The organism is Acinetobacter albensis, from assembly GCF_900095025.1.
GTDB classification, from domain to species: Bacteria; Pseudomonadota; Gammaproteobacteria; order Pseudomonadales; family Moraxellaceae; genus Acinetobacter; species Acinetobacter albensis.
The window spans coordinates 1-25,852 of record NZ_FMBK01000004.1 but is presented as its reverse complement, the minus strand read 5'-3'; the positions used below and the strand labels follow the sequence as shown (position 1 = coordinate 25,852).

Annotated in this window: 26 protein-coding genes and 4 tRNA genes; 16 read left to right on the top strand and 14 right to left on the bottom strand. The window is 38.7% G+C overall.

Features of this window, described 5'->3' with window-relative positions:
• Nucleotides 1-32 precede the first annotated feature (32 nt).
• Nucleotides 33-2,450 carry a ribonuclease R gene (gene rnr, locus GA0116959_RS03825; RefSeq protein WP_092718572.1) on the bottom strand — a complete coding sequence of 806 codons (2,418 nt, stop codon included), beginning with the start codon at nt 2,448-2,450 and terminating at the stop codon, nt 33-35.
• Between the two features lie 265 nt (nt 2,451-2,715).
• Between rnr and GA0116959_RS03820 the strand changes: the two genes are divergently transcribed.
• The 4 genes from GA0116959_RS03820 (at nt 2,716) to GA0116959_RS03805 (ending at nt 3,402) form a co-directional block, all read left to right on the top strand.
• Nucleotides 2,716-2,807, top strand: a tRNA-Ser gene (locus GA0116959_RS03820).
• A 15-nt stretch (nt 2,808-2,822) separates the two neighbouring features.
• Nucleotides 2,823-2,899: transfer RNA gene (locus GA0116959_RS03815), tRNA-Arg, on the top strand.
• A gap of 80 nt (nt 2,900-2,979) precedes the next feature.
• Nucleotides 2,980-3,056: transfer RNA gene (locus GA0116959_RS03810), tRNA-Arg, on the top strand.
• Nucleotides 3,057-3,325: 269 nt separating this feature from the next.
• Nucleotides 3,326-3,402 (top strand) — tRNA-Arg (locus tag GA0116959_RS03805).
• Nucleotides 3,403-3,498: 96 nt separating this feature from the next.
• Here GA0116959_RS03805 and GA0116959_RS03800 read toward each other — a convergent pair.
• Nucleotides 3,499-4,800, bottom strand: a complete 1,302-nt coding sequence (locus tag GA0116959_RS03800; protein ID WP_092718569.1) for a hypothetical protein — start codon at nt 4,798-4,800, stop codon at nt 3,499-3,501.
• Nucleotides 4,801-4,969: 169 nt separating this feature from the next.
• Here GA0116959_RS03800 and GA0116959_RS03795 point away from each other — a divergent pair, with 169 nt between their 5' ends.
• Nucleotides 4,970-5,467, top strand: a complete 498-nt coding sequence (locus GA0116959_RS03795; RefSeq protein WP_053580296.1) for a YcxB family protein — start codon at nt 4,970-4,972, stop codon at nt 5,465-5,467.
• A 56-nt stretch (nt 5,468-5,523) separates the two neighbouring features.
• The gene (locus GA0116959_RS03790; RefSeq protein WP_092718566.1) at nt 5,524-6,165 is read left to right on the top strand and encodes a fumarylacetoacetate hydrolase family protein; all 642 of its coding nucleotides are present in this window, start codon (nt 5,524-5,526) and stop codon (nt 6,163-6,165) included.
• Nucleotides 6,166-6,287: 122 nt separating this feature from the next.
• Here the strand turns inward: GA0116959_RS03790 and GA0116959_RS03785 are convergent, their stop codons facing one another.
• Nucleotides 6,288-7,535, bottom strand: a complete 1,248-nt coding sequence (locus tag GA0116959_RS03785) for a YihY family inner membrane protein (protein ID WP_053579535.1) — start codon at nt 7,533-7,535, stop codon at nt 6,288-6,290.
• Between the two features lie 115 nt (nt 7,536-7,650).
• On the opposite strand from GA0116959_RS03785, the gene wrbA reads away from it, so the two are divergent.
• Complete coding sequence (gene wrbA, locus GA0116959_RS03780; RefSeq protein ID WP_053579536.1) at nt 7,651-8,247, top strand: NAD(P)H:quinone oxidoreductase; 597 nt, start codon at nt 7,651-7,653, stop codon at nt 8,245-8,247.
• Between the two features lie 47 nt (nt 8,248-8,294).
• Here wrbA and GA0116959_RS03775 read toward each other — a convergent pair whose 3' ends face one another.
• From GA0116959_RS03775 to GA0116959_RS03755, 5 genes are all read right to left on the bottom strand, one after another.
• Nucleotides 8,295-8,681 (bottom strand): hypothetical protein, encoded by a 387-nt coding sequence (locus tag GA0116959_RS03775; RefSeq protein WP_053579537.1) that lies wholly within the window; start codon nt 8,679-8,681, stop codon nt 8,295-8,297.
• 212 nt (nt 8,682-8,893) lie between these two features.
• Nucleotides 8,894-9,229: a VOC family protein gene (locus tag GA0116959_RS03770; protein WP_280513247.1), complete on the bottom strand. Its 336-nt coding sequence runs from the start codon at nt 9,227-9,229 to the stop codon at nt 8,894-8,896.
• Nucleotides 9,230-9,431: 202 nt separating this feature from the next.
• Complete coding sequence (locus GA0116959_RS03765) at nt 9,432-10,007, bottom strand: xanthine phosphoribosyltransferase (RefSeq protein ID WP_053579538.1); 576 nt, start codon at nt 10,005-10,007, stop codon at nt 9,432-9,434.
• A gap of 90 nt (nt 10,008-10,097) precedes the next feature.
• Nucleotides 10,098-10,811 (bottom strand): DUF3108 domain-containing protein, encoded by a 714-nt coding sequence (locus tag GA0116959_RS03760; RefSeq protein ID WP_053579539.1) that lies wholly within the window; start codon nt 10,809-10,811, stop codon nt 10,098-10,100.
• Between the two features lie 155 nt (nt 10,812-10,966).
• Nucleotides 10,967-11,656 (bottom strand): hypothetical protein, encoded by a 690-nt coding sequence (locus tag GA0116959_RS03755; protein ID WP_092718563.1) that lies wholly within the window; start codon nt 11,654-11,656, stop codon nt 10,967-10,969.
• Nucleotides 11,657-11,892: 236 nt separating this feature from the next.
• Here GA0116959_RS03755 and GA0116959_RS03750 point away from each other — a divergent pair, with 236 nt between their 5' ends.
• Nucleotides 11,893-12,771 (top strand): energy transducer TonB, encoded by an 879-nt coding sequence (locus GA0116959_RS03750; protein ID WP_092718560.1) that lies wholly within the window; start codon nt 11,893-11,895, stop codon nt 12,769-12,771.
• Between the two features lie 48 nt (nt 12,772-12,819).
• Here the strand turns inward: GA0116959_RS03750 and GA0116959_RS03745 are convergent, their stop codons facing one another.
• From GA0116959_RS03745 to miaB, 4 genes are all read right to left on the bottom strand, one after another.
• A complete protein-coding gene (locus tag GA0116959_RS03745; protein ID WP_092718558.1) occupies nt 12,820-13,218 on the bottom strand; it encodes a hypothetical protein in 399 nt (132 codons plus the stop codon).
• Nucleotides 13,219-13,318: 100 nt separating this feature from the next.
• Nucleotides 13,319-13,798: an rRNA maturation RNase YbeY gene (gene ybeY / locus GA0116959_RS03740; protein WP_053579543.1), complete on the bottom strand. Its 480-nt coding sequence runs from the start codon at nt 13,796-13,798 to the stop codon at nt 13,319-13,321.
• Nucleotides 13,788-14,912 (bottom strand): PhoH family protein, encoded by a 1,125-nt coding sequence (locus GA0116959_RS03735; RefSeq protein ID WP_092718555.1) that lies wholly within the window; start codon nt 14,910-14,912, stop codon nt 13,788-13,790. The genes ybeY and GA0116959_RS03735 overlap by 11 nt, the downstream gene beginning before the upstream one ends.
• 37 nt (nt 14,913-14,949) lie before the next feature.
• Nucleotides 14,950-16,404, bottom strand: a complete 1,455-nt coding sequence (gene miaB / locus GA0116959_RS03730; protein WP_092718553.1) for a tRNA (N6-isopentenyl adenosine(37)-C2)-methylthiotransferase MiaB — start codon at nt 16,402-16,404, stop codon at nt 14,950-14,952.
• Nucleotides 16,405-16,826: 422 nt separating this feature from the next.
• On the opposite strand from miaB, the gene GA0116959_RS03725 reads away from it, so the two are divergent.
• The 5 genes from GA0116959_RS03725 (at nt 16,827) to GA0116959_RS03705 (ending at nt 21,396) form a co-directional block, all read left to right on the top strand.
• Nucleotides 16,827-18,746 carry a lytic transglycosylase domain-containing protein gene (locus tag GA0116959_RS03725; RefSeq protein WP_425304196.1) on the top strand — a complete coding sequence of 640 codons (1,920 nt, stop codon included), beginning with the start codon at nt 16,827-16,829 and terminating at the stop codon, nt 18,744-18,746.
• 49 nt (nt 18,747-18,795) lie between these two features.
• A complete protein-coding gene (locus GA0116959_RS03720; protein ID WP_053580298.1) occupies nt 18,796-19,434 on the top strand; it encodes a ribonuclease T2 family protein in 639 nt (212 codons plus the stop codon).
• A 169-nt stretch (nt 19,435-19,603) separates the two neighbouring features.
• Complete coding sequence (locus GA0116959_RS03715) at nt 19,604-20,590, top strand: malate dehydrogenase (protein WP_092718545.1); 987 nt, start codon at nt 19,604-19,606, stop codon at nt 20,588-20,590.
• A gap of 178 nt (nt 20,591-20,768) precedes the next feature.
• Nucleotides 20,769-21,017, top strand: a complete 249-nt coding sequence (locus tag GA0116959_RS03710; RefSeq protein WP_092718541.1) for a DUF2789 family protein — start codon at nt 20,769-20,771, stop codon at nt 21,015-21,017.
• Nucleotides 21,018-21,135: 118 nt separating this feature from the next.
• Nucleotides 21,136-21,396, top strand: a complete 261-nt coding sequence (locus GA0116959_RS03705; RefSeq protein ID WP_053579549.1) for a DUF2789 family protein — start codon at nt 21,136-21,138, stop codon at nt 21,394-21,396.
• A 102-nt stretch (nt 21,397-21,498) separates the two neighbouring features.
• On the opposite strand, the gene GA0116959_RS03700 is transcribed toward GA0116959_RS03705, so the two are convergent.
• Both GA0116959_RS03700 and GA0116959_RS03695 read right to left on the bottom strand, forming a co-directional pair.
• Nucleotides 21,499-22,026, bottom strand: a complete 528-nt coding sequence (locus GA0116959_RS03700) for a hypothetical protein (protein ID WP_092718538.1) — start codon at nt 22,024-22,026, stop codon at nt 21,499-21,501.
• Between the two features lie 90 nt (nt 22,027-22,116).
• Nucleotides 22,117-22,719: a 2OG-Fe(II) oxygenase gene (locus tag GA0116959_RS03695; protein WP_092718536.1), complete on the bottom strand. Its 603-nt coding sequence runs from the start codon at nt 22,717-22,719 to the stop codon at nt 22,117-22,119.
• 116 nt (nt 22,720-22,835) lie between these two features.
• Between GA0116959_RS03695 and GA0116959_RS03690 the strand changes: the two genes are divergently transcribed.
• Genes GA0116959_RS03690 through GA0116959_RS03680 form a run of 3 tightly spaced genes read left to right on the top strand, consistent with a single transcriptional unit; the run spans nt 22,836 to nt 25,679 of the window.
• Complete coding sequence (locus tag GA0116959_RS03690) at nt 22,836-23,693, top strand: 23S rRNA (adenine(2030)-N(6))-methyltransferase RlmJ (protein ID WP_053579552.1); 858 nt, start codon at nt 22,836-22,838, stop codon at nt 23,691-23,693.
• Nucleotides 23,694-23,739: 46 nt separating this feature from the next.
• Nucleotides 23,740-24,567 carry a CDP-diacylglycerol--serine O-phosphatidyltransferase gene (pssA, locus tag GA0116959_RS03685; RefSeq protein ID WP_053579553.1) on the top strand — a complete coding sequence of 276 codons (828 nt, stop codon included), beginning with the start codon at nt 23,740-23,742 and terminating at the stop codon, nt 24,565-24,567.
• A gap of 38 nt (nt 24,568-24,605) precedes the next feature.
• Nucleotides 24,606-25,679 (top strand): DUF6670 family protein, encoded by a 1,074-nt coding sequence (locus tag GA0116959_RS03680; RefSeq protein ID WP_092718534.1) that lies wholly within the window; start codon nt 24,606-24,608, stop codon nt 25,677-25,679.
• The last annotated feature ends 173 nt before the right edge of the window (nt 25,680-25,852 follow it).

Sequence of the window (25,852 nt, the reverse complement as noted above, 5' to 3'; positions counted from 1 at the left end):
ATGAGAGCCGAAGCTCTCATTTTATTTCGACATTAATCCTGCTTTATTTTAGCATTGGATTTTTTCTTTTTGGGTTTGGACTTTTTCTTCACTTTATCTTTGTCTTTAATTTTGCCATCAGACTTGGTTGAAGATTTTTTATCTGCAGAAGTGGCTTTGGTTTTTGGCTTTTTCTTACGAATCGGCTGTTCACCATTTTCACTCAATACCGCTTTAGCACGAGGATTAAACACTTCTTCTTTAGTTGAAGCTTTGACAACCCGCGGCGCTCGGCTACGAATAGCACGACCAGCATGAGACAACTGTTGCAATAATTCAAAATCTATTTTGCGATCTTCTAAATTTACCGCAGCAACTTTAATTTTGACTTCATCACCCAGACTAAAAGTTTGTCCACGATTTTGTCCGACTAAGCTTTGGCTGGCTTGATCATAAACAAAGAAGTCATCACCCAATTGACTCACATGAATCATGCCATCGACATATAAGTCTTTAAGTGTCACGAACAAACCAAACTCAGCCACTGCGCTGATCATGCCCACAAATTCTTCACCTAAATGCTGTTGCATATAGTGACATTTTAGCCAAGTGGTGACAGAACGAGATGCTTCATCTGCACGGCGCTCGGTTTGTGAAAAATGCTCACCTGCATCATCTAAAGCGGCTCCTGAAAGAGGGGACGGCTTTTGTTTTAAATGTGCTTTAATTGCGCGGTGCAACAACAAATCAGGGTAACGACGAATAGGCGAAGTAAAGTGGGTGTAGGCATCATAGGCCAAACCAAAATGTCCCGCATTGTTTGCGCCGTAATAGGCTTGCATCATGGAACGTAATAAGACTGCATGAATACTTGGTGCATCAATACGGTCTTTCGTTGCTTCAATGACCATCTGGTAATCTTTTTGCGTGGGTTGTTCTGGGAAAGGTAAACCCAGTAACTTCACATATTCACGTACTTTTTGAATGCGTGAAAATTCAGGTGGTTCATGTACACGATACAACATCGGGATGTCATTTTCTAAGGCATATTCAGCTGCTGCTACATTGGCCAGCAGCATACATTCTTCAATCAGTTTATGCGCTTCATTACGTGAACGCGGTAAAATTTCTTTAATGCCACCCAGTTCATCAAAAGTCATATAGGTTTCGACAGTTTCGAATTCCATGGCATGACGTTCTGCACGTAAGCCTTTAAGGACTTGATAAAGTTGGAACAACGTATTAATGGATTTACGAACGTCACGATCCTCTGGAATCGCTGCACTATCGCCATCAAAATATTGTGCCACTTGGGTGTAGGTTAAACGTGCTTTTGAATGCATCACCGATGGATAAAACTGGAAACTTGTGACTTTACCTGCACGAGATAAATTTAAGTCGCAGACCATACACAGGCGATCTAAATGTGGATTGAGCGAACACAATCCATTTGAAAGCGCCTCAGGCAACATGGGTAAAACAAAATGCGGAAAATACACCGAAGTGCCGCGCTCTTTGGCTTCCTCATCTAAAGGTTTGTCAGGACGTACATAATGACTCACGTCCGCAATTGCAACCACAACACGGTAACCACCGCCAGGACGCTTTTCTGCGTACACGGCATCGTCAAAATCACGGGCATCTTCGCCGTCAATAGTGACTAAGGCTAAATCACGTAAATCAATACGACCTTCACGGTCTTGAGCATTTGGCTCTTTAAAGTGTTCTGCGTCACGGATCACTTCTTCTGGAAACTCATACGGCAAACCAAATTCTAAAATGGTTTGCGGAATAATAATTTCAGTATCAGCTTTGTCCGCCATAGATTGAACAATATGACCTGTGGGTAATTCTTCACGCGTAGGGTAATCATCAATTGCGACACGAACAGAATCACCCAATTTGACTTGTGCGTGCTGGATCAATTCTTTTTCTAGGGTAATTGGTTGATGTGCATTTGGACTGGCAGGTTGAATAAAATACTCACCATCATAAATGGACACTTTACCAATAATCTGTTTCACACGGTGTTGCAGGACTTCAGTAATAAATCCCCACGCTTTACCTTTTCGATCTACAGAGGTTTGTCGCACTTTAACGCGGTCACCATTGAACACCAAACGCAGTTCTCGCTCAGCCAATAGCACGTCATCATGATTGGCAATTTTTGCAGTACCTAAACCTTTTGCATTAATGTAGACGGTTGCTTCATGGATCGGTTGGCTGGTTGCAAGTTGGAACTTTATTCCATCTTTCATTAATTGGCCATCGCGTACCATTGCACTTAATCGATGGCTCAAAGCTTCTATACTTTTTTCATCTGCAAGATTGAACTGCTCGACTAAATCGGCATGAGATTGTGGTGCTTGTAATTTTTCAATCGTTTCTGAAATTAGAATACGGCTTGGAATAGGATTGTCATAACGCTCAGCTTCAGCTTTAGCTTCAGGATCGACCCAATTTTTCATCATGTCTTTGGCTTCATGTCAGAAGATAGGATTAGCATAAGTCATGCAGCGTGATACTGCACGTAAATGATTGCATTATTGTGTTTTAAGCTTCGATTTTAGCGTGCGATGTGCTATTTCAAAAGCTGAAATATGATTGAAGAGCAGAAAAGTAGCTCACATTACGCCAAAATCGTTTAAAAAGTAGTTGATTGATCAAAAATATCAGAATTTTTTGAAATGTGACTTGAAGAATGAGAGTTTAGTTTGTATTATGGCGGCTCGTTACGGTGAGGTGGCCGAGTGGCTGAAGGTACTCCCCTGCTAAGGGAGCGTGGGTCTTAAAGCCCACCGAGGGTTCGAATCCCTCCCTCACCGCCACGAATAACTTGAAATGCGCTCATAGCTCAGCTGGATAGAGCACTTGGCTACGAACTAAGGGGTCGGGAGTTCGAATCTCTCTGAGCGCACCAATCAAGTTAAACGTGTAATTTTTTATTATTCAATTGAATGATGTTAAAATAGTAACGATGTCGAAAGACAACTCAAGTACGCGCTCATAGCTCAGCTGGATAGAGCACTTGGCTACGAACTAAGGGGTCGGGAGTTCGAATCTCTCTGAGCGCACCAACTTGAACACATCGAAAGATGTAAAGTTAAAGAAACCGCATCTATTGCGGTTTTTTTGTGTCTAAAATTTATTAGAGAAATTATTTTTTAAATCATCAGCTTTTAGAAGATCTGAAGGCTAATCAAGTTTGGTCGATTTTAATAGTGTATTACTCTAAATCTACTTTAAAAAATCGTTTTGCCCAATAACTGTCCATTTGATTTCAGTTTGGTGAAAAAGCACTTAACAGGATGTTAAAAACGCGTATAATGCAGCTCATCAAGACGTCGCGCTCATAGCTCAGCTGGATAGAGCACTTGGCTACGAACTAAGGGGTCGGGAGTTCGAATCTCTCTGAGCGCACCAACTTGATCATCGTAAGATGTAAAATTAAAGAAACCGCACATGTTGCGGTTTTTTGTCATTTAAGTTTTAGAATCAAAATGAGATCAATAATTTTATTCATTCTTTCACTTGCTGTTTCATTTTGAGTGCCAATACTGTATTTCCACCAATCGCAGGCAACATCTCATGATAGGGCAGGCTTCGCATTGCGCGAAGCAAAAATGGCGCTTTATCATGAATTTTCATGGCACTACTGATTTGAAGTAAGGTTCCTGAATGTTGTGGAATAAGCTGCATACCACCTTGAATAAATTTTAAATCCCCGCCTACTGCATAAAATCTGTTGGCTAAATTGTTAGAATGATTAAAACGAAGTTTGAAGTCAAAAGGAATGTTAATGACGCCTAAGCCCACTGAAATTTTGTAATCAGCGTCTATTGTATTGGCATCAAATTTTTGAATATTCATCTTTTTAATTTGGCGTGGAAAAAGTACCTGAAAAGAAGTGGGCTCTAACCAGCGTTGCATCTGCTGTGGAGCTTGCGCAAAATACTGATAACTGCGACTAAAGCGTAAATTCTCTAGACCGTGTGAATACGACACTTTGGCTGTTGGAAAAATAAATGAAACGGGTTGCTGTGAGCGTTGACTTAAGGCAGTAATTTTTTGTATTTGAATAGAATTTAAGTGCAGTTCAGGTAGTTGTCCCATTTTTAACACGGGGGAACGGGGTGTTTTAAATTTTTGTTGTAATGCTTCGAGTAGAAAAGCATTGGTACTGGCAGGAATTCCCAATTTAGCCTCTGGAATAGCCTGCAAAATTTTACTTAATAGAAAACCTTGAGGATGGTTTAGGTCACCCCATTGGGTTAGGGTCACTAAAGTCTGTTGATTGCCCAGATCAAACCATTCAATTTTACCTGCCCCATAAGGAATGGGTGCATCGACAACAAGGGTTGAAATACTACTGTTGTTTAAATGATGCTGCATTACTACATTTTCTTTAAAATTGAGAATGGGAATAGGCGTGGGAATATGTACTTGGTATTTTACTTGGGTAATATCGCCTTGCTGTTCTAAAATTTTGGCCGATTTTAGTGTAGGGAATACATTCACATAATGAGTGTAATGCGTCAGAGTTTTTGCAATGTATTGTGCATCGACAGGAACGACAACAGCTGCACTATAAAATTGTGCAGCAATTTTGGTATTGTTGCGGTAAGTTGGCAGCTGAAAACTTTGTTGAGGATGGGCATAAATAAAAATACCGTTACCTGTAAGTGCGGCCAGCTGTTGAGGATCGTTATTAAAACTCTTTAGACTGCTGGGGACTTGTGCATCCCAAGGGATTAATTTTGCCCAAGAATAACTGCTGAATATACAGCCTAAAAATAGGGCTATAAACTGAATCGTGCGCATAGAACAACATCCTGTTTATCGCTGTTTTAATTATTTCTATGCTGTTTTAACGCTTTTTAAGCCGATTAAAAAGTAGGCTTGTGTAATTCTAAACATGAAAAAATAAGGAAATATGGAAATTCAGTGTAATATCTTGCCTTAATATTTATACATGTTTGATGATGGAATTATGTCAGAAAATCAGCCTGCCTTGTCTTTACGATATTTCCTGAATTTAGAAGAATCTCAGGATGGTTTTGCACTTGCAACTTTTGGTAAAAAACAAATCACACGTTTTATTACGCCGTTGGTGAGTATAGCCATTATGGTTTGGGGCTTTATGCTCGGTTTTAGTGGTGTCGGGCGCTATTACGTGGCATTGGGGGCTTTTTTCTTAATCATGCAAATGATCATGCGTTATTGGTTTTTACCAATGATGTTTAAACGACAATTTGTCAAATATCAGTTTGGTAAGAGTGAGCAAGGGATTGAATTATTTCAAGATCATGCTGAGATTTTTGCGAATGGTCGCAAACAAGCGTTTAATTATAGCGAAGTGCAAAAATTTGCCATGGGTAAATTAACCTATATGCTTGAGCTTAAAAATCGGACTGTGATTATTGTGCCTAAACGTGCTTTTGAGCAATCAGCCGATCAGACATTATTTGAACATACATTTAAGCAGTAAGTTTTTTTAAGAACTCAGTTTTTTAATCGCGTAGAAATGAAATATAAAGGAAGATCATGAGTACACGTCCATCAAAAATTATCTGTGTCGGTCGTAGTTATGCAGACCATGCTAAAGAATTAGGCAATGCCATTCCTGATCGTCCAGTTTTGTTTATAAAGCCACCCAGCAGCTTAATTCCTTTGGAACAAGGGATTTCGTGGAATTCTGCATGGGGCAGTTGCCATTATGAGTGTGAATTAAGCTTACGCATTGATCGAACCTTAAAAGCCGAAACCGATCCAGCTAAAGTTTTACAGGCTGTAGGCGCTGTGACGCTGGGGTTAGATTTAACTTTACGTGATTTACAAAATGATTTGAAACAGAAAGGTGAGCCTTGGGAACGTGCAAAAGCCTTTGATGGTTCTTGTGTTTTGGCAGACTGGATTGATGTTTCAGAAATTAAAGACTGGCACAACGCTCAATATAGTTTTCATGTAAATGGTGAGTTGCGTCAAGCAGGAGATACAGCTTTTCTTATTTTTGATATTGCCACATTACTGGTCAATATTAATCAGGTTTTTACCCTAGAACCAGGTGATGTGGTAATGACAGGTACGCCTGCAGGTGTAGCAGCATTAAAAGCAGGGGATCAGTTGAGTATGACTTTGCAAGGTAAAACTCAAGATTTTGTCTGGAAAACTTTTGTTCAAGCCTAAGGTAAATTAAAAAAAGGACGACATGATGTCGTCCTTTTTTCATTGTATTTTTTGTTTCATCCTTGCTACTCAGTAAATATAGTTAAAAATAAAATTATATTTGGCCCTACTTAAATTGACTATTATTTCTGTTCTAAAATTTTAGATAACGGAATAGCCAATTTTGCTGACAAATAATCATCCGTTTCAATCAGTGTGGGCCCGAGTTTCTGCATCCATTCATCATCAGGATGAATGTTGCCTACATCATGGCGTTGCGGAAGTGGGTAAGGAAGTTTTGAATAGAAACTCCAGAAATCGACTTGAGATAAATTGCGTACCAATACAAATTCATTATCATCCGTCCGTTTGACTAGATTCTGTTGTTCCAACATTTGTACATACGCAGGCCAGCGCCCAATTTCTTCTCTTCCTAAAACATCTAAAGCTTCTTTATCGGTGACGCTTTCGCCCTTAAGTTGTTTTTTATAAAATAATTCTAATAAATCTAACAACATAATAATGGGATGGCGTTTTTGTTCTTTGCCTGTATAAAATGCGGTTAAGGCATAACTAATTTCTACACCCAATAAAATAATATTCCAAGATAAGAAAATCCATAAAAGAAAAATTGGAACAGCAGCAAAAGCACCATACACAATTTCATAGCTAGTAAAATTGGACATGATAAACCCGAATAAATTCTTTAATAATTCAAATACCACTGCACTGAATGTACCTGCAATTAAGGCAGATTTGATAGGAACGCTACGGTTTGGAATAGTCCAATTGAGAATAAAAAAACCTAAAATGGTGAGTGAAAAGGAAATACACCAAAAAATAAATGCGCCATTCACTTCATAGCCTGCAAAATTATTACTCAGTACATTTAAAGAGGCGACCGCAGATGAAATCACGAATGCACTACCCAGTAAAATTGGGCCAAGTGAAATAATGGTCCAATAACGCATAAAACCAATAATCCCGCCGCGAGTTTCTCGTACTCGCCAAATTCGATTGAAAGCAGTTTCAATGCTGGTCAGCATCATCACAGTCGTAATAAACAGAAATAAAATACCAATGACAGTCAGATTGCTGGATTTATCAGTGAAGGCATTAAAGGCTTTATCAAATGCGATTGTGGTTTTAGGTAAGAAATTACTATAAATCAATTGCTGTAATTGCTGACGCGCAGGTTCAAGTGCTTTAATAGATGAAATAATCACCAAAAAAACTGTCAGCATCGGAACAACGGCAAACAAGGTTGTATAAGTCAACGAGCCTGCTTGTTCACGGCAACGATCTGCTTCAAAACGTCTGATCACAAATAAAACAAATTGAAACCAAGTTTTGTTATAAAAAGGAAGTTTACTTAAATATTTTTCTAACATAGATATAAAGTCTCAATTTTTTTAATCATCTTAATGAATTTTCATCACCAAGCTTAACCAAAAAATAGAAAAAATACCGTATAGTTTTCTTCTTTGATCTTGATTATAAAAAATTATGCAGCCTTATGTTCTTGTTTTATATTACAGCAAATACGGTTCAACCAAAGAAATGGCCCATTTAATTGCCAATGGGATTGAAGCTACAGGAATAGCAGTCAAAATTCGTACTGTTCCAGAGTTGTCTACTGTAGTCGAAATGGCAGCACCGAGTATTCCTGCTGAGGGGGATATTTATTGTCGTTTGGATGATTTGGAAAATTGTTCAGGTCTGGCTTTAGGCTCACCAACACGCTTTGGCAATATGGCGAGTGAAATGAAGTATTTTTGGGATCAGACCACCAGTCTTTGGTTAAATGGGGCATTGCACCATAAACCTGCCTGTGTATTTACTTCATCAGGTTCTATGCATGGTGGTCAGGAAAGTACACTTTTGAGCATGCTTCCACCATTGTTTCATCATGGGATGATGATCATGGGATTACCCAATGCGAACCCTGCCTTATCTCATACCAAGTCGGGGGGAACACCTTATGGCGCAAGTCATGTCAGTGGGCCACGTCATGATTTGACATTAAGTCAGGATGAAAAGATTCTATGTGAAGAGCAAGGCAAATATTTAGGTCAAATTGTGCAAAAATTACAATCGCTTTAATCTTCGATAAGGTTGCACATTCTTCTCAAAAAGTGAGCTAAATCAGCTCACTTTTTATCTTGGATGACGTCGATTTTTATTTTTTGTTTAAAGCGGTGCTTACACTTTAAGCATTTGTAATCTAAGAAAATATTTTTATCGATAATCACACCTGCTTTTTTACCTAATACATTACCTAAGACACCGCCAGTTACCCCAGCAGCGATAGCACCGACAAAAGTACCCACTGTCCCGCCGAAAATAACGCCTAAAGGGCCTGCGACAGCTCCAATCGCTGCACCTGTAGATGCGCCAGTTGCTGCACCACCGACTGTGCCTGCTGTTGCACCAGCAGAAGTCATCAATAAACCACTAATGGTTCTTAATTGTTTTTCATGATTTCGTTTTTCAACGTCAGCAGATCCACATTTTGGGCATTGAATAGATTGTTCCATTTACTTTTATCTCTGATTCATCTTGTTATAAGGTTTAGAAATGTTGTTAAAATTGCTAACATTTGCTAAAAAATTATGTCTATCAACAACATAAAATTTCGGAATATTTTATATTTGTCTAATTTTAGCTGAAGATGGACTTGAGAAGTTTATCTAAGTTGTAAATGTAAACTGTTCATTAAGGAAAAAGGTTTTATACAAAGAGTGTCGATTTATCTATAGCGACGACTAGAAATTGAAATTGAATTCCCATCAGGATCTTTTGTATTGGAAAACTGATAACCATTTGCTTGATGTGTGACACCAAAGACCAAGCCATTTTCGAAAGCTTGTTGCTTGAAAGCATTTAAATCTACAACTGAAAACACCAATTTAATATTCGCTTGTCCTGTTTTTAAGCTTTTAGCGGCTTGGTGAATTAAAATTTGTATGTTTCCACTTTCTGAATTTAATTCAATTAAGCCATCTGTAATTTCTTTATTACTCTGAAAGTTAAAATGTTTTGTATAAAAAAGTGCTGTTTTTTGCATATCTTTCGCGTAGATCATAATACTTTGCAAAGAAGAAGTAATCATTTTAATCCTGCATAAAATTTTAAAAAGTGAAAATGTTTTGGATGTACTCTATATTGAACTATTGATAATATTTTAGTGCTCTATTTTGCAATCAGCTGTTTACGATTATATGATTTATATACAATCTAAAATAAAAAAGAGTGCTTAAGCACTCTTTTAAAATTTACATTGAAACTTAGTCTCGTACAAATTCAACAGTGCCGTGACTTAAAGATTGAACCCGTGCTAAAGATTCTACGCGATATCCTTTTTCAAGCAAAATGTCGCGACCTGATTGGAATGATTTTTCAATCACAATCCCGACACCCACCACTTCAGCATTGGCTTGATGAATTAAGTCAATTAAGCCCAAAGCAGCTTGACCATTTGCCAAGAAGTCATCAATCACTAAGGCTTTATCGCTAGCACTAAGATGTTTGTTTGAAATCGCAATGGTACTTTCGGTTTGTTTGGTGAAAGAAAATACTTTAGAACGGTATAAATCATCTTTTAAGGTTAAAGACTGATATTTACGTGCAAAAATCACAGGTACACCCAGTTCTAAACCCGCCATAACAGCAGGTGCAATGCCAGATGCTTCGATGGTAATAATCTTGGTGATACCAGCATCTTTAAAACGTGCAGCAAATTCTTTACCAATTTGCTGCATCAGTACAGGATCAATTTGATGATTCAGGAAAGCATCAACTTTCAGAACTTGATCTGATAGAACGATACCTTCAGTTAAGATTTTCTGTTCTAGTGCGTGCACGGGAGAGTCCTCTAAGGGCAAATGCTTGTTCAAGCAAAAGCGTATTTTAAAAAGGCTCTCAAAAAATGCAAGTAAAATTGACCAAATGGTTTAATTTGTTGAGCCTTTGTAGCCAGTTAATAGCAATCCATAAGAAGTTTTACCATCTTGATGAGACACTTTTACTGGTGCGTAGTCCAATTTAGGCGCTAACCAGAAAATTGTATCGCGGTTTGGCTTATCATGTTTCATTACTACTTTAATGGTGTCAAAAGTACCATAAGATGTTTTAACTTTCTCTGAACCCTGTTTGACGAAACGACGGGCTTCAATTTCTTTGGCATCAGCAATCGCATAACTTGGCTTTAAACCAGACGTTTTTAAATCTTCACGGAGTTGTAATTCTGCATTCAATTCATCCAGTACTCCAGCCTTCCATGCAAATGATCGCGCTTTATCATCTTTTTTAGTCGAAATGGTTTTTGTATTTGGATTGAAATTAATACTCATTGTGTTGTTATGCACTAAAATCTTGCTGCTTCGGCTAAAACTATTTGAAATGATGTCGTTGCCGCTTAAGCTGAAACGACTGGTTTCAGTTGCAGAAGCGATAGCACCTGCTTTTGCAGCAAAGACATAACTCCAGTTATTGCCTGACTTGCTTAAAGTCCGTGTAGCCGAACCCATATTTTTGCCATTATAGCTAAACTGATAACTTGCTTGGAATGGACTCATGGCAAAGGTCTGGCTTGAGAACCCTGTGAACAATAAGGTCGCCATTACGCCCGTGGCCATCGCAATTGTTTTCAATACATGTTGAGCCATAAGTCATCTTTTCCTATGAAGTTGAATTAAAATACAGTTCATTTTACTTATGCAACATTATGCACTTGGATGATGAAGATAAAATTTGGATTTTTATCTCATCTGTATCTTTGTGTAGTCTTTTTGGATAATTGAATACAGTTGAACTAATCAAATTATGAATTTACTTTTTGCTTGATGGGACTGACTTCGGTTTCAGATAATTCCTCGTCAAGTGACCAGTCTTCTATCGGGTCTTCAGACATTTTTCTAAACAGTGCTGTCAGATTGACATTACCCATGACCACCAGTTTGGCTTCACGTAAAACGGCATGATTGACATGAACTTTGGCTAAAGTATCAATAATAGAGCGTTGTTTACCTAACCAGCGATTTAAATCTAGATAGAGTAAATCGTCTTTCACTGTTATGACATTGAGCTTTTCTAAAATCATGCCTAAAGGATCTTTATTTAAAACTTTTTGATAGAAAAATAAGGCCATATTGACGGCTAATTTTTGGAATACATTTTTAAATTTTGCATAAATGACTTGCGTGTCACTGATTTGTTCAAAAACAATGAGTTGGGTGTCTTTATTCATTTCCATTTGAATCAGCTTTAAGTCGACTGACAAAGTAATATTCAGGCCTTTAAAGTCTAATGTGGCATATAAGCGTAGCCAATCCTCATGTAAGTCCGCATGCAAATCTTTCAGCATAGACACATTATCAGTCACGAAACGTTGAAAAGTGGCGTTCAGAAAAACTTGCGACAATGGGAATTCACGCTCATCTTCAATAAACCCTTCTGCTTTTTGATACACTTGGCGTATACGTTTAGAGATATTGGATAGTAGCGTTTGCATATTAGGCATCCTAGCTAATTCATCTTTTTACTTGGATAAATTTTTTCGAAAGTATTAAAAATACAAGTATTCTGTCTTGCAGTTTAGCAAAATTAATTGCACCATTTTCATGATTTTAATTGGGTATAGCTGGCTTATTGATAGAGTTCTCGTTTTTCGCTCATAAGTAGAAGCTGTAATTATTTTATACTGCATAATGCAGTTTGGGGAACCAGACATTTTGTCGGTTTAATGTGATGCTTAAAAAAATTAGTTTTGCACCTTTTATGCATGCATGGTGGAAAGACCCTGTTTTTAGCAGTGCCGTTATTTTGGCTGTAGTTCTGCATTTGATTGTTTTAACCTTGCAGTTTGCAATGCCACAAGAAAGCGATGCAGCAGTCAAAGAAATTGCAGTAACTTTACGCCCAAGTAAAGATCAAATTAAAAATGCAGATTTTTTGGCACAGGCCGATCAGCAGGGTTCAGGCACATTTCGTGAGGCACATCGTATGTCAAGTGATATGCCTGCTGCTGAAATTGAACAGACTACGGGTGAGCAAGAACAAGAAACTTTAGAGCGTTTACAACAAAAAAGTGAACTAAGCTTCGAGGAAAAGGTTTTAATGACCACCCTCAGTTGGAAAAAAGAAGCGGAACAAAATCAACGTAAAAAGGCCATGCAAGCGTTAAATAGCCAGTTTCAGGCCAAAGCTGCAATGGTCGCCAGTCTTGAAGCACAATATTTACAACGTCAGCAAAACTTTAGCCGTCAGCAAAAAATTAAAACAGTCGATGGCATTCAAGCTAAACGAGATATTTCTGCAGCATATTTAGAAAAATTTCGGCAGAAAGTGGAGTTCTACGGCAACCGCTATTATCCTGATACTGCAAAAGAGCAACGTTTAGCTGGTGAAGTTCGTTTAATGGTGATCTTAAATAAAAATGGCGGTATTCGCGCACTGCGTTTAATTGAAAGTTCAGGGCATCCAGTTTTAGATGAAGCTGCTAAAACTTCGGTGCGCAAGGCTGCGCCATTTGGTGGTTTTGATCAAAATATGAAGGATATTTCAGAGCTTCGGGTTGTACGAACGTGGCGTTTCGATCCTGCTGAAGCTGAATTTGAAGTGCATTGATGATTTGCCAGTAATGATTTCTATTTCACGATTTCAATGATTTATATTTTATGGCGTGGCACGGATATAATGTCCTTGATGGCTGCCATTCATCCAAGTGACCATTAAATGAGCATCTGAGATGTTTAAACGAGTAGGAAAAATTTCTAACTGTTTGGTGTATTTCGGAAATGCTTTTAAGCCAATACAGTTGCCATTTTTCCACCATGTGCCTTCGGCATATTGGTCTAAAGATCCCACGGCTAAATACCATTTAAATTTGCCATGGTCTTGAAGTAACAGTTCTGAGCCGACTTCCATGACACCTTGTAAATAATAATGCCCAGTCCAAGCTTGATCTGTCGCTTGAAATTTTACCTCTTTACAGTCGGTTGCATCATTGGCATAGAGTGGGGTGGTGCAACATAATGCGAGTACACATACTATTTTCGAAATCGGCTGATACATTTTATGAGGCCTAGATCTATTTTTTAATATTGGATTATTTTTAGCATAAATAAACCCGACTCATCTAGATGCATCGGGTTTGATTTTTTGGATATAAAAATTATTGTTCTAGATAGGGATTTTCAAAACCTAATTTGGCTAAAATTTGAATCTCCAAAGCTTCCATTTCTTCCGCGTCTTGCTCAGATGTTTCATGATCATAACCCATTAAATGTAATGTGCCATGCACGAGCATGTGGGTAAAATGCTCAATCGGTGTTTTGTTTTGCTCAATTGCTTCTTGTAACACCACAGGAATACAAATCACTAAATCACCAAGAGGAAATGTATCTAAAATTTGTGCCATTTCATCAGGCAAGTCACTCGGGAAAGACAGTACATTGGTTGGCTTGTCTTTATCTCGATATTGAAGGTTGAGTTTATGACTTTCATCATGATTGACACAGGCAATACCCATTTCACAATCACTTTGTGTATCGATATAGCGGAGTGTCGTTTCAATGACTTTTTTTAAATAAACACGTTTGAGCACCAATTCAGGTGCTTCAAACGCTTGTTGAATCGATAGACTAAGTTTCAAAACAATCCTTACTATTTTCTTGACTTTGCTCTGTCTGCCCATGATGTTGAGCATCTGCAGCTGAGTCATTTTCAGAAATTAAGGCATCTTGACGAGCTTTACGTTCAGCACGTCCTTCTGCACTTAATCGGTGTTGTTCACTGTCCCAGCCTTCATAGGCTTCAACAATTTTTTGTACTAGCTGATGACGGACCACATCACGTGAATGGAAGCGCGTGATATGAATTTCTTTAATGTTTTCAATCACACGCAATGCATGAGATAAACCAGACTGTTGGCCGCGTGGTAAATCGACCTGAGTAATGTCACCCGTAATGACCGCACGTGAGCCAAAACCTAAACGGGTCAAGAACATTTTCATTTGTTCTGGCGTGGTATTTTGTGCTTCATCTAAAATGACAAAAGAATGATTCAGCGTTCGACCACGCATATAGGCAAGGGGTGCGACTTCAATCACCTGACGTTCAATCAGTTTTGCAACTTTTTCAAAACCCAACATTTCATATAAAGCATCGTAAAGAGGCCGCAAATAAGGATCGATTTTCTGGCTTAAATCGCCAGGTAAAAAGCCAAGCTTTTCACCAGCTTCAACAGCAGGACGCACCAAAAGAATACGTTGAATTTCATTACGTTCCAACATATCCACTGCTGCGGCTACAGCCAAATAGGTTTTACCTGTACCTGCAGGACCAATACCAAACGAAATGTCACTTTGTAAAATACGTTGTACATATCGCTTTTGATTGGCGCCTCGTGGATTAATACGACCCTTACGAGTTTGTAACCAGACCTCTTCCAAACCTGTATGTTCCTGATCTGGATCAATCTGTAATTCACGGTCAGTTTGACTGCCCTGAATCATCAAATGAATAACATCGGCACTGATTTGTTGTGAGAGTTCCGCTTCTTCATGCAAACGCTGCAATAAGCTTTCGGCTCTCTCAACCGCATCTATTTCACCGTCGATATAAAAACTATCGCTTCGGTGCGCTATTTTGACATCTAAACGTTGTTCGATTTGTTTCAGATGTCCGTTATAAGCACCTAACATACTTTTTAAACGGTCTACTGAAATGCCTGGAAAAGCCACGGTACGTCGAATCGCTGCAGTCAAGATAATTCCTTATAATGATTGTGTGTCAGCTCTTACATTACGCCACGTCAGGCTCAAGATTCAATAGCTCACCGTAAACAAAATTTAAAGTTTTAATTTCAGTAATTTCGATTTCTGCAAAACGCCCGACCCACGCAGCATCACCAATAAATGAGACTAAACGCGTGTTGTCTGCAGTTCCGACCAATAAATTTGGATCTTTGTTGGATACATTTTCAATCAAAACGCGTTGAACTGTACCTAACATGGCATCTGTTTTATCAATGCTTGAACGTTTAATCCAGCGTTGAACTTTACCTAAACGATCTTTTTTGACATCTTCAGGAGTATTGTCTGGCAAGTCAGAAGCAGGTGTACCTGGGCGTTTTGAATAAATAAAACTGTAAGAATGATCAAAATCTAAATCTTGAATAAACTGGTAGGTTTCTTCAAAGTGCGCATCCGTTTCGCCTGGGAAACCAATGATGAAATCGCTCGATAAATGCATATCCGGACGGACTTGACGTAAACGCGCAATTTTATCGATATATACATCAATAGTGTGGTTACGCTTCATGGCCTGAAGGACATCATTTGAACCACTTTGAACAGGCAGATGCAGATGCGAGACCATTTGCGGCAGATCACTGTAGCATTGAATCAGATCATCATTAAATTCAAGCGGGTGCGAGGTTGTATAACGCAAGCGACCAATGCCCGGAATTTCTGCAACCAGACGTAATAAATCGGCAAAGGTACAAATTTCACCTTCGAAAGTTTCACCACGGTAGCCATTCACGTTTTGACCTAAAAGCGAAATTTCACGTACACCTTTTTCAGCCAAGCCTGCAATTTCAGCCAATACATCATCTAAAGGACGAGAGACTTCTTCACCGCGGGTATACGGAACCACACAGAAAGAACAGTATTTTGAACAGCCTTCCATAATCGAAACAAAGGCTTTATAGCCTTCAACGCGTGGCTCAGGTAAAAAGTCGAATTTTTCAATATCAGGGAAAGAAATATCCACCAATTTGATTTTGTCTTTTTTCGGCTTTTCAATTTGATCAGAGTGTTGATCGAGCATTTGCGGTAAGCGATGCAGGGTTTGGGGACCAAAAACCATGTCCACATAAGGCGCGCGTTTTTGAATGTTATCGCCTTCTTGTGATGCCACACACCCACCGACACCAATCACCAAGTCAGGATTTTTTTCTTTTAGCTTACGCCAGCGACCCAGTTCAGAAAAGACTTTTTCTTGCGCTTTTTCACGAATAGAGCAGGTATTCATCAGGAGAATATCGGCTTCTTTTGGATCTTTGGTGAGCACATAGCCATGTGAGTCGCCCAAAAGATCTGCCATACGATGACTGTCATATTCATTCATCTGACACCCTTGCGTTTCAATGTACAGTTTTTTGACTGAATCTTGAACATGGGTGTGCTGTGGCTGGGTGACAGTGTTTTCTGAAGCAGCTTGGGCACTTTTTGGAATGAAGGTTTGAACCGTCATGTAGGCTCCTAGAAGGATAAATCAAAGAAATCACAATTTTAGATTTCCCTTATTTCCCATGAGTGAAATGGGACGCAGGGAGAACCACTTTTCTTTTTGATTTCAATTTTGGATTAAAACTGAAGTGAAAAAATTAGGCTGGCTCAATCTGTCTAATTGTAATTTGAATAGAAGAAAGGCGCATATTTTAGCAGGAATTGAAGATAAACTTATAGATATAAATAAGCGCATAAAAATATTGATTTATGCAGTAAAAATGATTGAAAATTAATATTGTCTAATCATGAGGTTACATAACAGAACAGTAGACCTATTGAATAGTACTTAAACTATTTACACATGATTAGGCAAGATCTATACAAGATTAAAGGACGGAAGACCAGCATATGTTCAATCGGGTAATTCATAAAAAATATTATAAAATGCTTGCGTTGAGCTTGGCATCAACAGGTTGTATGTCCCTAAGCCATGCGGCAGATGAACAATTTAATGATGCTTTAAGAGCCGCCAATTCTGGAAATATAGGGTTACTTCAACAATACCAAAGCTCTATGCAAAATGATGTATTAGGCTATTATCCTGAATATTGGGCACTCAATTCCAATTTAGCTGCACAATCATCCAGTCAAATTACCAGTTTTGCCCAACGTTATCCACAATCTGCTATGACCGAAAAATTGGCAGCAGATTATGTTGAGGAAAAAGTTAAACAAGCAGATTTTGCATCTGCACAGCCGGTTTTGCCGTATGTAACCAATGCAGATCAGGCAGAAAGCTGTGCAGTGGCTCAAGTGCGAGCCAAGTCAGGTGATCCACTGGTTTTTGCCGAATTTAAAGATGTGTGGTTGATGACCAATTCACAGCCAGAATTATGTACAGGTCTGGGGCGTATGATGCTATCTAGCCCCTTAATGACGGAACAAGATCGGCAACAACGCGTATGGGGGCAACTTCGTGCAGGTCAGTCAGGTCAGGCATTAGCCACAGCACAAACATTAGGCATTAATTTATCTCTAGCACAGCTCAATCAAATTCAGGCAAATCCATTAAATTATTTATGGTCTGCACCCAAAGCATCAAGCGTTGATCACGCTTATTTAATTTTTGCAATGGGACGATTAGCGGACAGTGATTTAAATTCTGCGCTATCTTCAGTTCAGCGTGCAGCACAAGGGACACCTGTACAAGTACAAAAAGCCTTATATCGTGCAGTCGGATATATTGGTGGTACAACGGTCATGAAAAATAACTTTAACCGTGAAGTGCTGAATTATTTAGATGCCAGTTATGGTCTGCCTTTTAGTTCAGAAGAAGCAGAAATTTATGCCCGTCAAGCGATTCGCTTTAGCGCATGGGAAAGCTTGATTCGCGCCATCGATGCGATGAGCGTCACCCAAAAACAAGAAGATCGTTGGCAATATTGGTTGGCGCGTGCTTCAGAACAGCGTGGCGATGCATCATCAAAACGTGCAGCACAACAGATTTTTAAAAAACTGGCTGAAGGTGATGACTATCATAATTTGTTGGCTAAAGACCAGTTGGGGCAAAAATACAGCAACCTACCGAATAATGTTCAACCCTCTAATCATGATTTACAACGGTTGAATCAGGATATTCATTTTAGTCGGGCCTTTGCTTTGCGCCGTGTAGATGCTCCTGAAAATTATATTAATCGTGAATGGAATTGGGCAGTGCGTCAGGCCTATTTAAAACATGATGATGGTCTTCTATTGGCCGCAGCTAAACGTGCCACAGATATGGGGTGGTATGACCGTGCCATTTATGCTGCAGATCGGACTGAAAATAAACATAATTATGCTTATCGTTATGCCATGCCACATCAAAACTATGTGGTCAGTCACAGTCGTAATGCTGGCGTCGATCCAGCATGGGCGTATGGTCTGATGCGCCAAGAAAGTCGTTTTGTGACCAATGCACGTTCACATGTAGGTGCGGGTGGTCTAATGCAAATTATGCCAGACACGGCAAAACTGATCGCAAGACAAATGGGTGAAAGTTATAATCCTGCTGCATTGACTGATATGAACACCAATATTCGTTATGGTACGTTCTACTTATCTATGATTCAAAGTCAGTTAAGCAATAGCCCTGTTTTGGCTACTGCGGGTTACAATGCTGGTCCAAATCGAGCACGTCGTTGGCAACCTGAAACTCAAGCGATTGCGGCTGATCAATATACAGAATCGATTCCCCTGACTGAAACACGTGATTATGTTAAACACGTCATGACCAATGCTACACATTATGGTGTATTGCTTGGACAAGGTGCACAGTCACTTGAAAAACGTATGAATATTATTCCTTTAAGAAACAATCCTTAATATGAGTTGTAGCGATAGGTCTGGTTTGTTGATGATTTTTTTTGAATACATGCCTGCGTTAAAAAAGTGGGCAGCTTTTGGCTTGAGTGGAGTAGGACTCATCCTGATAACGCCTCGTATTTATGCAGCACCCGTGCAGGGCTATGTCATGGTGATACAAATGACGCCTGCCGTATGTATGTTAGATACCCATAGCTCAAAGAAAAGGAAATGTTTAGAGGGGTATGCATTAAATATTTCAGGTTTATATCCTGAAACATCAAAAACCGATTGCAAAACTAATTCTTCCGCTGAACTCTCACCGTTACAAGCAAAAGTCGTTGCTCGTGTTATGCCTGATGGAAATACTCGGTTACAACTCTGGAGATCGATTGGTGGGTGTGTCCCGATGAATGCCAGTCAATATTTTCGTACAGTGATTAATTATGCTGAACGTTTAAAAATACCCAGTGAATTAACCAGTCCTGAAACGCGTACGATCCAACTTACTGAGTTTCGTTCACAATTTTTGCGTTTAAACCCAACGCTGCCAAGTCAAGCGCTTAGATTTAATTGTGCCGCTATTCAACAAAACACCATTTTAACGGAAGTCAAACTTTGCTATAAAACCAATGGTCAATATAAGCAATGCTCAGTCACCGTAGACACGAATTGTCCAGCCTCATTTACAATAAAAGGTTCTTACTAGTCTTTTTGACCTATTTTATTGATACTTCCTATCAGACTTTTGTTGAAATTCATTCTCTTTTGCATGCATCGGTTGATTGATTGGAGTACAATCTTTGGCGATTACGATTATTAGATTAAATGGACTAACTATTTAATCGCATTGACTATCCTCAATTGGAGATAATTAGATGAAGCAAGCCGTTCGTGTTGCCGTTACTGGTGCTGCAGGTCAAATTGGTTATAGCTTACTATTCCGTATCGCAAGCGGCGAGATGCTAGGTAAAGATCAACCGGTTATTTTGCAGTTGCTCGAAGTTCCTTTTGAGAAGCCTCAAGCTGCGCTTAAAGGCGTCATGATGGAACTTGAAGACTGTGCATTCCCTCTATTAGAAGGCATGATCGGTACTGATGATCCAGATGTGGCATTTAAAGATGCTGATTACTGCTTACTTGTAGGTTCTCGTCCACGCGGTCCTGGTATGGAACGTGCTGAACTTTTACAAGAAAATGCTAAAATCTTTACTGTTCAAGGTAAATCAATTAACGACCATGCAAGCCGTGACGTTAAAGTTCTTGTTGTAGGTAACCCTGCGAACACGAATGCTTATATTGCGATGAAATCTGCTCCAGATCTTAATCCAGGTCAGTTCACTGCGATGCTTCGTCTTGATCATAATCGTGCCCTTAGTCAAGTTGCGGCTAAAACAGGTAAAGCGGTTAAAGACATTAAAAACCTTACTGTTTGGGGTAACCACTCTCCAACCATGTATGCTGACTACCGTTTTGCGACCATCAATGGCGAAAGCGTTAAAGACATGATCAACGATCAAGAATGGAACGCAAACGTATTCCTTCCTACGGTTGGTAAACGTGGCGCTGCAATCATTGAAGCACGTGGTTTATCTTCTGCTGCTTCTGCTGCAAATGCTGCAATCGACCATATGCGCGACTGGGCTCTTGGCACAAATGGCGAATGGGTAACGATGGGTATTCCTTCTGACGGTTCTTATGGTATTCCTGAAGGCGTGATGTACGGTGTTCCAGTAACATGTGAAAACGGTCAATACAAACGTGTTGAAGGCCTAGAAATTGATGCATTCAGCCGTGAACGTATGGATGTTACACTTGAAGAATTAGAAGGTGAACGTGCAGCAATTGCTCACTTGTTTAACTAATTTTTTAAAATTTAGTTTTTAAACTAAGTTGTAAAAAGCACTCTAACAAGAGTGCTTTTTTAATGCCTGAACTTTGTAAAGGGAACAAAACCATAACAAGATAATAAGGAGTTCTAGCTGAACTCTTTACTAAATCACGTTATTTTGAGTATTCAGAATAAAAACTTGAGGAAAAAAGATGTTTGATGAGCAACCGACCCTAGAACTTTTATTCCAACAGTTAGGCTTAGAGCATAACCAAGAAGCTATTGAGAAATTTATTCAAACCCATCAATTGGCTGCTGAGACTAAACTCCATTGTGCAGATTTTTGGAGTGAAGGGCAGCGCGAGTTTTTACAAAGTCATTGGAAAAAAGATGATGAATGGGTCATTGTAGTCGATACATTAAATGAACAATTACATAGTGATGCACATGTGCATTTGTAAGACAGTGTTTTAATCACAAATTGAAACAACATAATAGTTTGGATAGCTATTATTTTGCTGATATTTCTTATAAGTTAAATGTATAACAAATGACAATTTAGCAAATAAGGAGTATCCGATGCTCATGAATAATAAGCCTTCTTTGGAATTACTGTTTTCTCAACTTGGTCTTGCCAGTAGCCAAGCAGCGATAGAGTTGTTTATTCGTACCCATCAATTGCCTGCACATATCAATCTGCATGATGCACCGTTCTGGACGAAGTCTCAGCGTGAGTTCCTTATTCGTTATTTAGTAGAAGATGCGGATGAATGGGTCATGTGGGTGGATGAGTTGAATCAACAGCTGCATATGAATGCGTCTAAAGCACATATGGCTTAAAAAATATCTGATAAAATTTGATTAAAATAGAACATCAAAAAACTAAAAACTCCGGTTGAAGGAGTTTTTAGTTTTTTTTAATTTAAATCTTTAATTTTTTAATTAATGAAGCTTGGTCTGAAGTAATTCGACAAACCACGGATCTTGTTGAATATTTTTAAAAGCAGGATGCGTTTGCAAAAGTTCTAAATCAAAATCATTGGTTTTACTGTATTTAATTAACCAATGGCGTGTAAGCGCAATCTCATTTTTAGAAATAGAGGCATATGCCAGTAAAAAATAAATATCACTATGCGCATGCTGATTAAGCGGTTTTAAAATTTGCTGTGTAATTAATGCAAAACGTACTTCTTTACTGATGTCGAAATACATCATATATGCTTTAGCCAATTGAATAGACAAGTCTAAATAAACCCGCATAGGCATTTCTTCATATTCAATACGCGCTTGCTCTAAAAGAACAATTGCTTCTTGTAGAAAATGTATCTGTTCTTGGCGGGAATTGCTAAAGACCACCAGTTGTAAGCGCAAGTCTGCACGTTCTAAAGCAAGTTCAGGCGTATTATTTGTTAAATACAATTGATCGGTCTCACCGATACGCTCGATAATTTGTTTTGTATTTTCAAACATTGGCCCAACCTCATAAATGAATAATCGGTATATCGGGTCAAATTTAAGAATTAAAAGGGTGTAGCTGCATTCTGCTTTTAAAAGCATCAATTACAATACAGAACAACCATTACGTAGCCATGCAGTGATAGACAGACGTTGATGTTTTGCTACAAGTACTTCATGCAATAAATCACTTTGAAATAATACCAAGCGATTGGGATGAGGTTGAATGGTATGCCATTTTTGATTTTTGTCTTGAAGGTGTAATTCTCCACCCCAATCTTGTTGCCACTCTTGATGTAAGTAATAAACACTCGAAATCACACGATTATTTTTTTGTTGTGGATTGTCTCGATGTAAAGCGTAATATTCGCCTGATTGATAGCAGGCAAAATGCGCTTCCACTTCTTTAATCCCTAAGTAGAAATTTTGATTAAGGAGCTGAGAGAGATGCCGTAGTATTTCAATATGCTGTTGGGCTATGTCCAAATCATACTCAATCCAAAGAATATGATCACTGCGGATTTTACTGATAACACCACTCTGAATAGCAGCATTGCGAAAATGATTTAAATTGGTTATGCATTCTTCCAATAAAGAACTCATGTAGTCGAGCGGGTAAGTATGATCAATAATCGTAAAACCCTGTTGATCTAAATCGTCAATGATTTGATCAACATGACATGACTTTGGGAGTCGAGTTGCATCCATATCGCTATACTCAAAAATAATAAGAAAAAGGGTGGCGTATTCTAGAGCAAGATATCCTTCGGAATGAAACAATTTTTCATGCTAAAATATCGATTGATTATAGGAATGAAAGAAACATGAATTACCGTCACCATTTTCATGCAGGCAACTTTGCTGATGTTATGAAGCATGTGTTATTGCTCCAACTTTTAACACGTTTAAATGCAAAAGATAAACCTTATCGCTATATCGATACGCATGGTGGTGCAGGTAAATATGATTTATCGACATCGGCTGCACAAAAGTCAGGTGAGTTTTTAAATGGTATTCATCGTTTAGTTAAACTAGATGATTCAATTACGCGTAATGCGCCAGAAGCAATCAAACAATATCTTAAAATTGTTGCAGATATGCGTGCAGGTTCAGGTCAAGGTGCTTATCCAGGTTCACCTTGGTTTGCCTTAGAGGGCATGCGTGAAACTGATCAAGCCACTATTTTTGAAATGCAAAGCGAAGTTTTTCAGCAATTATATTTTAATATTCGTGATCGCCGTGCAGGTCTGCATGAACGTGATGCGTATGAAGGATTGTTAGGCGTTATTCCACCGAAAGAAAAGCGTGGTTTAGTGATGATTGATCCGCCTTACGAATTAGAACGTAAAGATTTTCCACAATTGGTAGAATTGTTGGCGATGGCACATAAAAAATGGCCAACAGGTGTTTTTGCTGTGTGGTATCCAATTAAAGATCGCGCCATGATTGATCGTTTTGAAAAGAAAATGATCAAAACTGGGATTCGTCGTCAATTGGTGTGTGAAATTTGTGTATGGCCTGATGATACTCCTGTGGGATTAAATGGTTGTAGTTTATTGGTGATCAACCCACCTTGGAAATTCTCACAAGATGCAGATGAAGCACTCCAATGGTTATTTCCACATTTGCGCATGAGTGAAAATGGTGGTCATGCTGCGGTACGCTGGTTGGTTGGCGAGTAAGATAAGCGCTTAAGAAGAGATACGGTTACAGTTAGGATCGACAAGAATGACAAATATAAACAAACCTGAAAGTAAGTCTTCTACAGTGGATGAGCATGCTTTTGATGGCATCACCTTTGAAGTTGAAGAAGAGGAACATACCCAAGAAGGGCAAAAGGTAAAACGTCGTGGAATCTATCTGTGGCCGAATCTGATTACCACTGCTGCTTTACTGTCGGGTTTTTATTCAATTATTGCCAGTATGAATGGTGATTATACCCAAGCGGTGTACGCCATTTTTATCGCGGCATTACTTGACGGTCTAGATGGGCGAGTGGCACGCGCAATTGGTGCACAAAGTCCGTTTGGTGAGCAATTTGACTCCTTGTCGGATTTACTCGCATTTGGTGTTGCGCCAGCTATTTTAATGTATAGCTGGAGCCTGCATGATTTAGGTCGTTTGGGTTTGGCAGCATGCTTTGTTTATACTGCATGTGCTGCATTTCGTTTGGCACGTTTTAATGTACAAATTGGTGTAGTCGATAAACGCTATTTTATTGGTGTTGCCAGTCCATTGGCTGCGGTGATGATTATTTCATTAGTACTGGTCGCGCGAGATTTTCCAGCAGTTTTCGATTTACGTGAAAAAGGTATTCAAGCTATTAATGCCGCTGTCATTATCTCAGTGGGTTTGTTGATGATTTCAAATATCAAATATTATTCGTTTAAAACAGTAGATCGTAAACGTGTACCTTTTGCAGTTTTACCGATTATTGTTTTTATATTGGCGGCAGTTACTTATAATATTCCAGTCGGCATTTTGATCATTTCAATTATTTATGCGTTGTCTGGTTTTGTGACAACATTTATGGCAAAAAAAAATAACCCTATATAAAATGAGATTAATATAACGATAATAAAAAGGAGCATGAGATGCAGTTGTTTCCAGATTTATTTGACCAATCCAAACAACTCAGTCAGGCTCCTTTTCAAGCCCAGCTTGCTTATCATCCACCAAAAGGGCGATATAAAATCATTCATCAGGGCTTGATCATTCCTGATCTACCTGCTCCCTTACATTATTTAAACTTTCGAAGCCTGATGGGGCAGCCCAATGTGCCTATATTGCGTAATGAAAGTGCAATTTGTAGCACTGCTCAAGATACTGCGACTGTGATGGTTAGCACAAGTCCACATATGGTTGGGCAATTCAATGCTTATTCAATTGTTAAAGAGTGTCAATTCCAAAAAGAGCAATTCCAGTTTGCTGAAAGGGAACTTATTTCGGGATGTTTTCCACACTTCCATATCTTACGTAAAGATAATGAGCTCAGTTTTGATTTAAATATTCATACCAGTAATATTATTTCTTATTTTATTAAATTGCCGATGGGGATGGCTGAATATTGGTCGGTGTTGTGCACATGTGAAGGTGAGGTAGTCTACAAAGATCAGAAATTTAGCATTCAACATATAGGTGCATTTGAATATGGGCGAGCAATTAACTTTTCATATTTACCTCTTGCTTTTTTTACCCACCAGATCATCAATTTAGCCAACAATCGTCAACTTGTTTTAATCCAGCTCCGTGATTCATTTAACCGAATTTTACAATCTCGGTTGTATTTAAGAGATGCCAGTAATGGCACAGTGCAAATGTTTGATCAAAATGTTCATTTCAAAGTTCATCGTGTTTATCCAAAAGTCAAAACTCCAAATGGGCATAGCATGTATTTACCACGCGAGTTTGAATGGCGTTATTTGGGTAAAGATGGTTATGCTCTTTCAGTTCAAGCGCAAAGTCGTGGTGATTTTAAGTTTGGGTTGGCTGCGGGTTATGTTGGAAGCTTTAAATATCAAGTTAAAATAAATAATGAAGAACAAGAGGGGGAAAGTGGGTATTGTGAATACATCGATTGCCGCTCTTTAAGGTGGCAAGAAAAAAACAAACAAGCAAAAATAAAAGATGATTTTGCACATTCTGTACCTTTTGCATGCAAAACCTAGTATTTAATTTAGCAAATAGAAGAATAAATAAACATTTGAAGCATTTTTAATAAAATAAAATAAAAAAGGGGTTGTATGGTGATTAAAATGCTGTAGAATGCACATCCATCGGCGGTGATGTTGATTAAAACTTGTTGAGAAACAAGGATTTAGCTTAAAGGGTTAAATCTAGG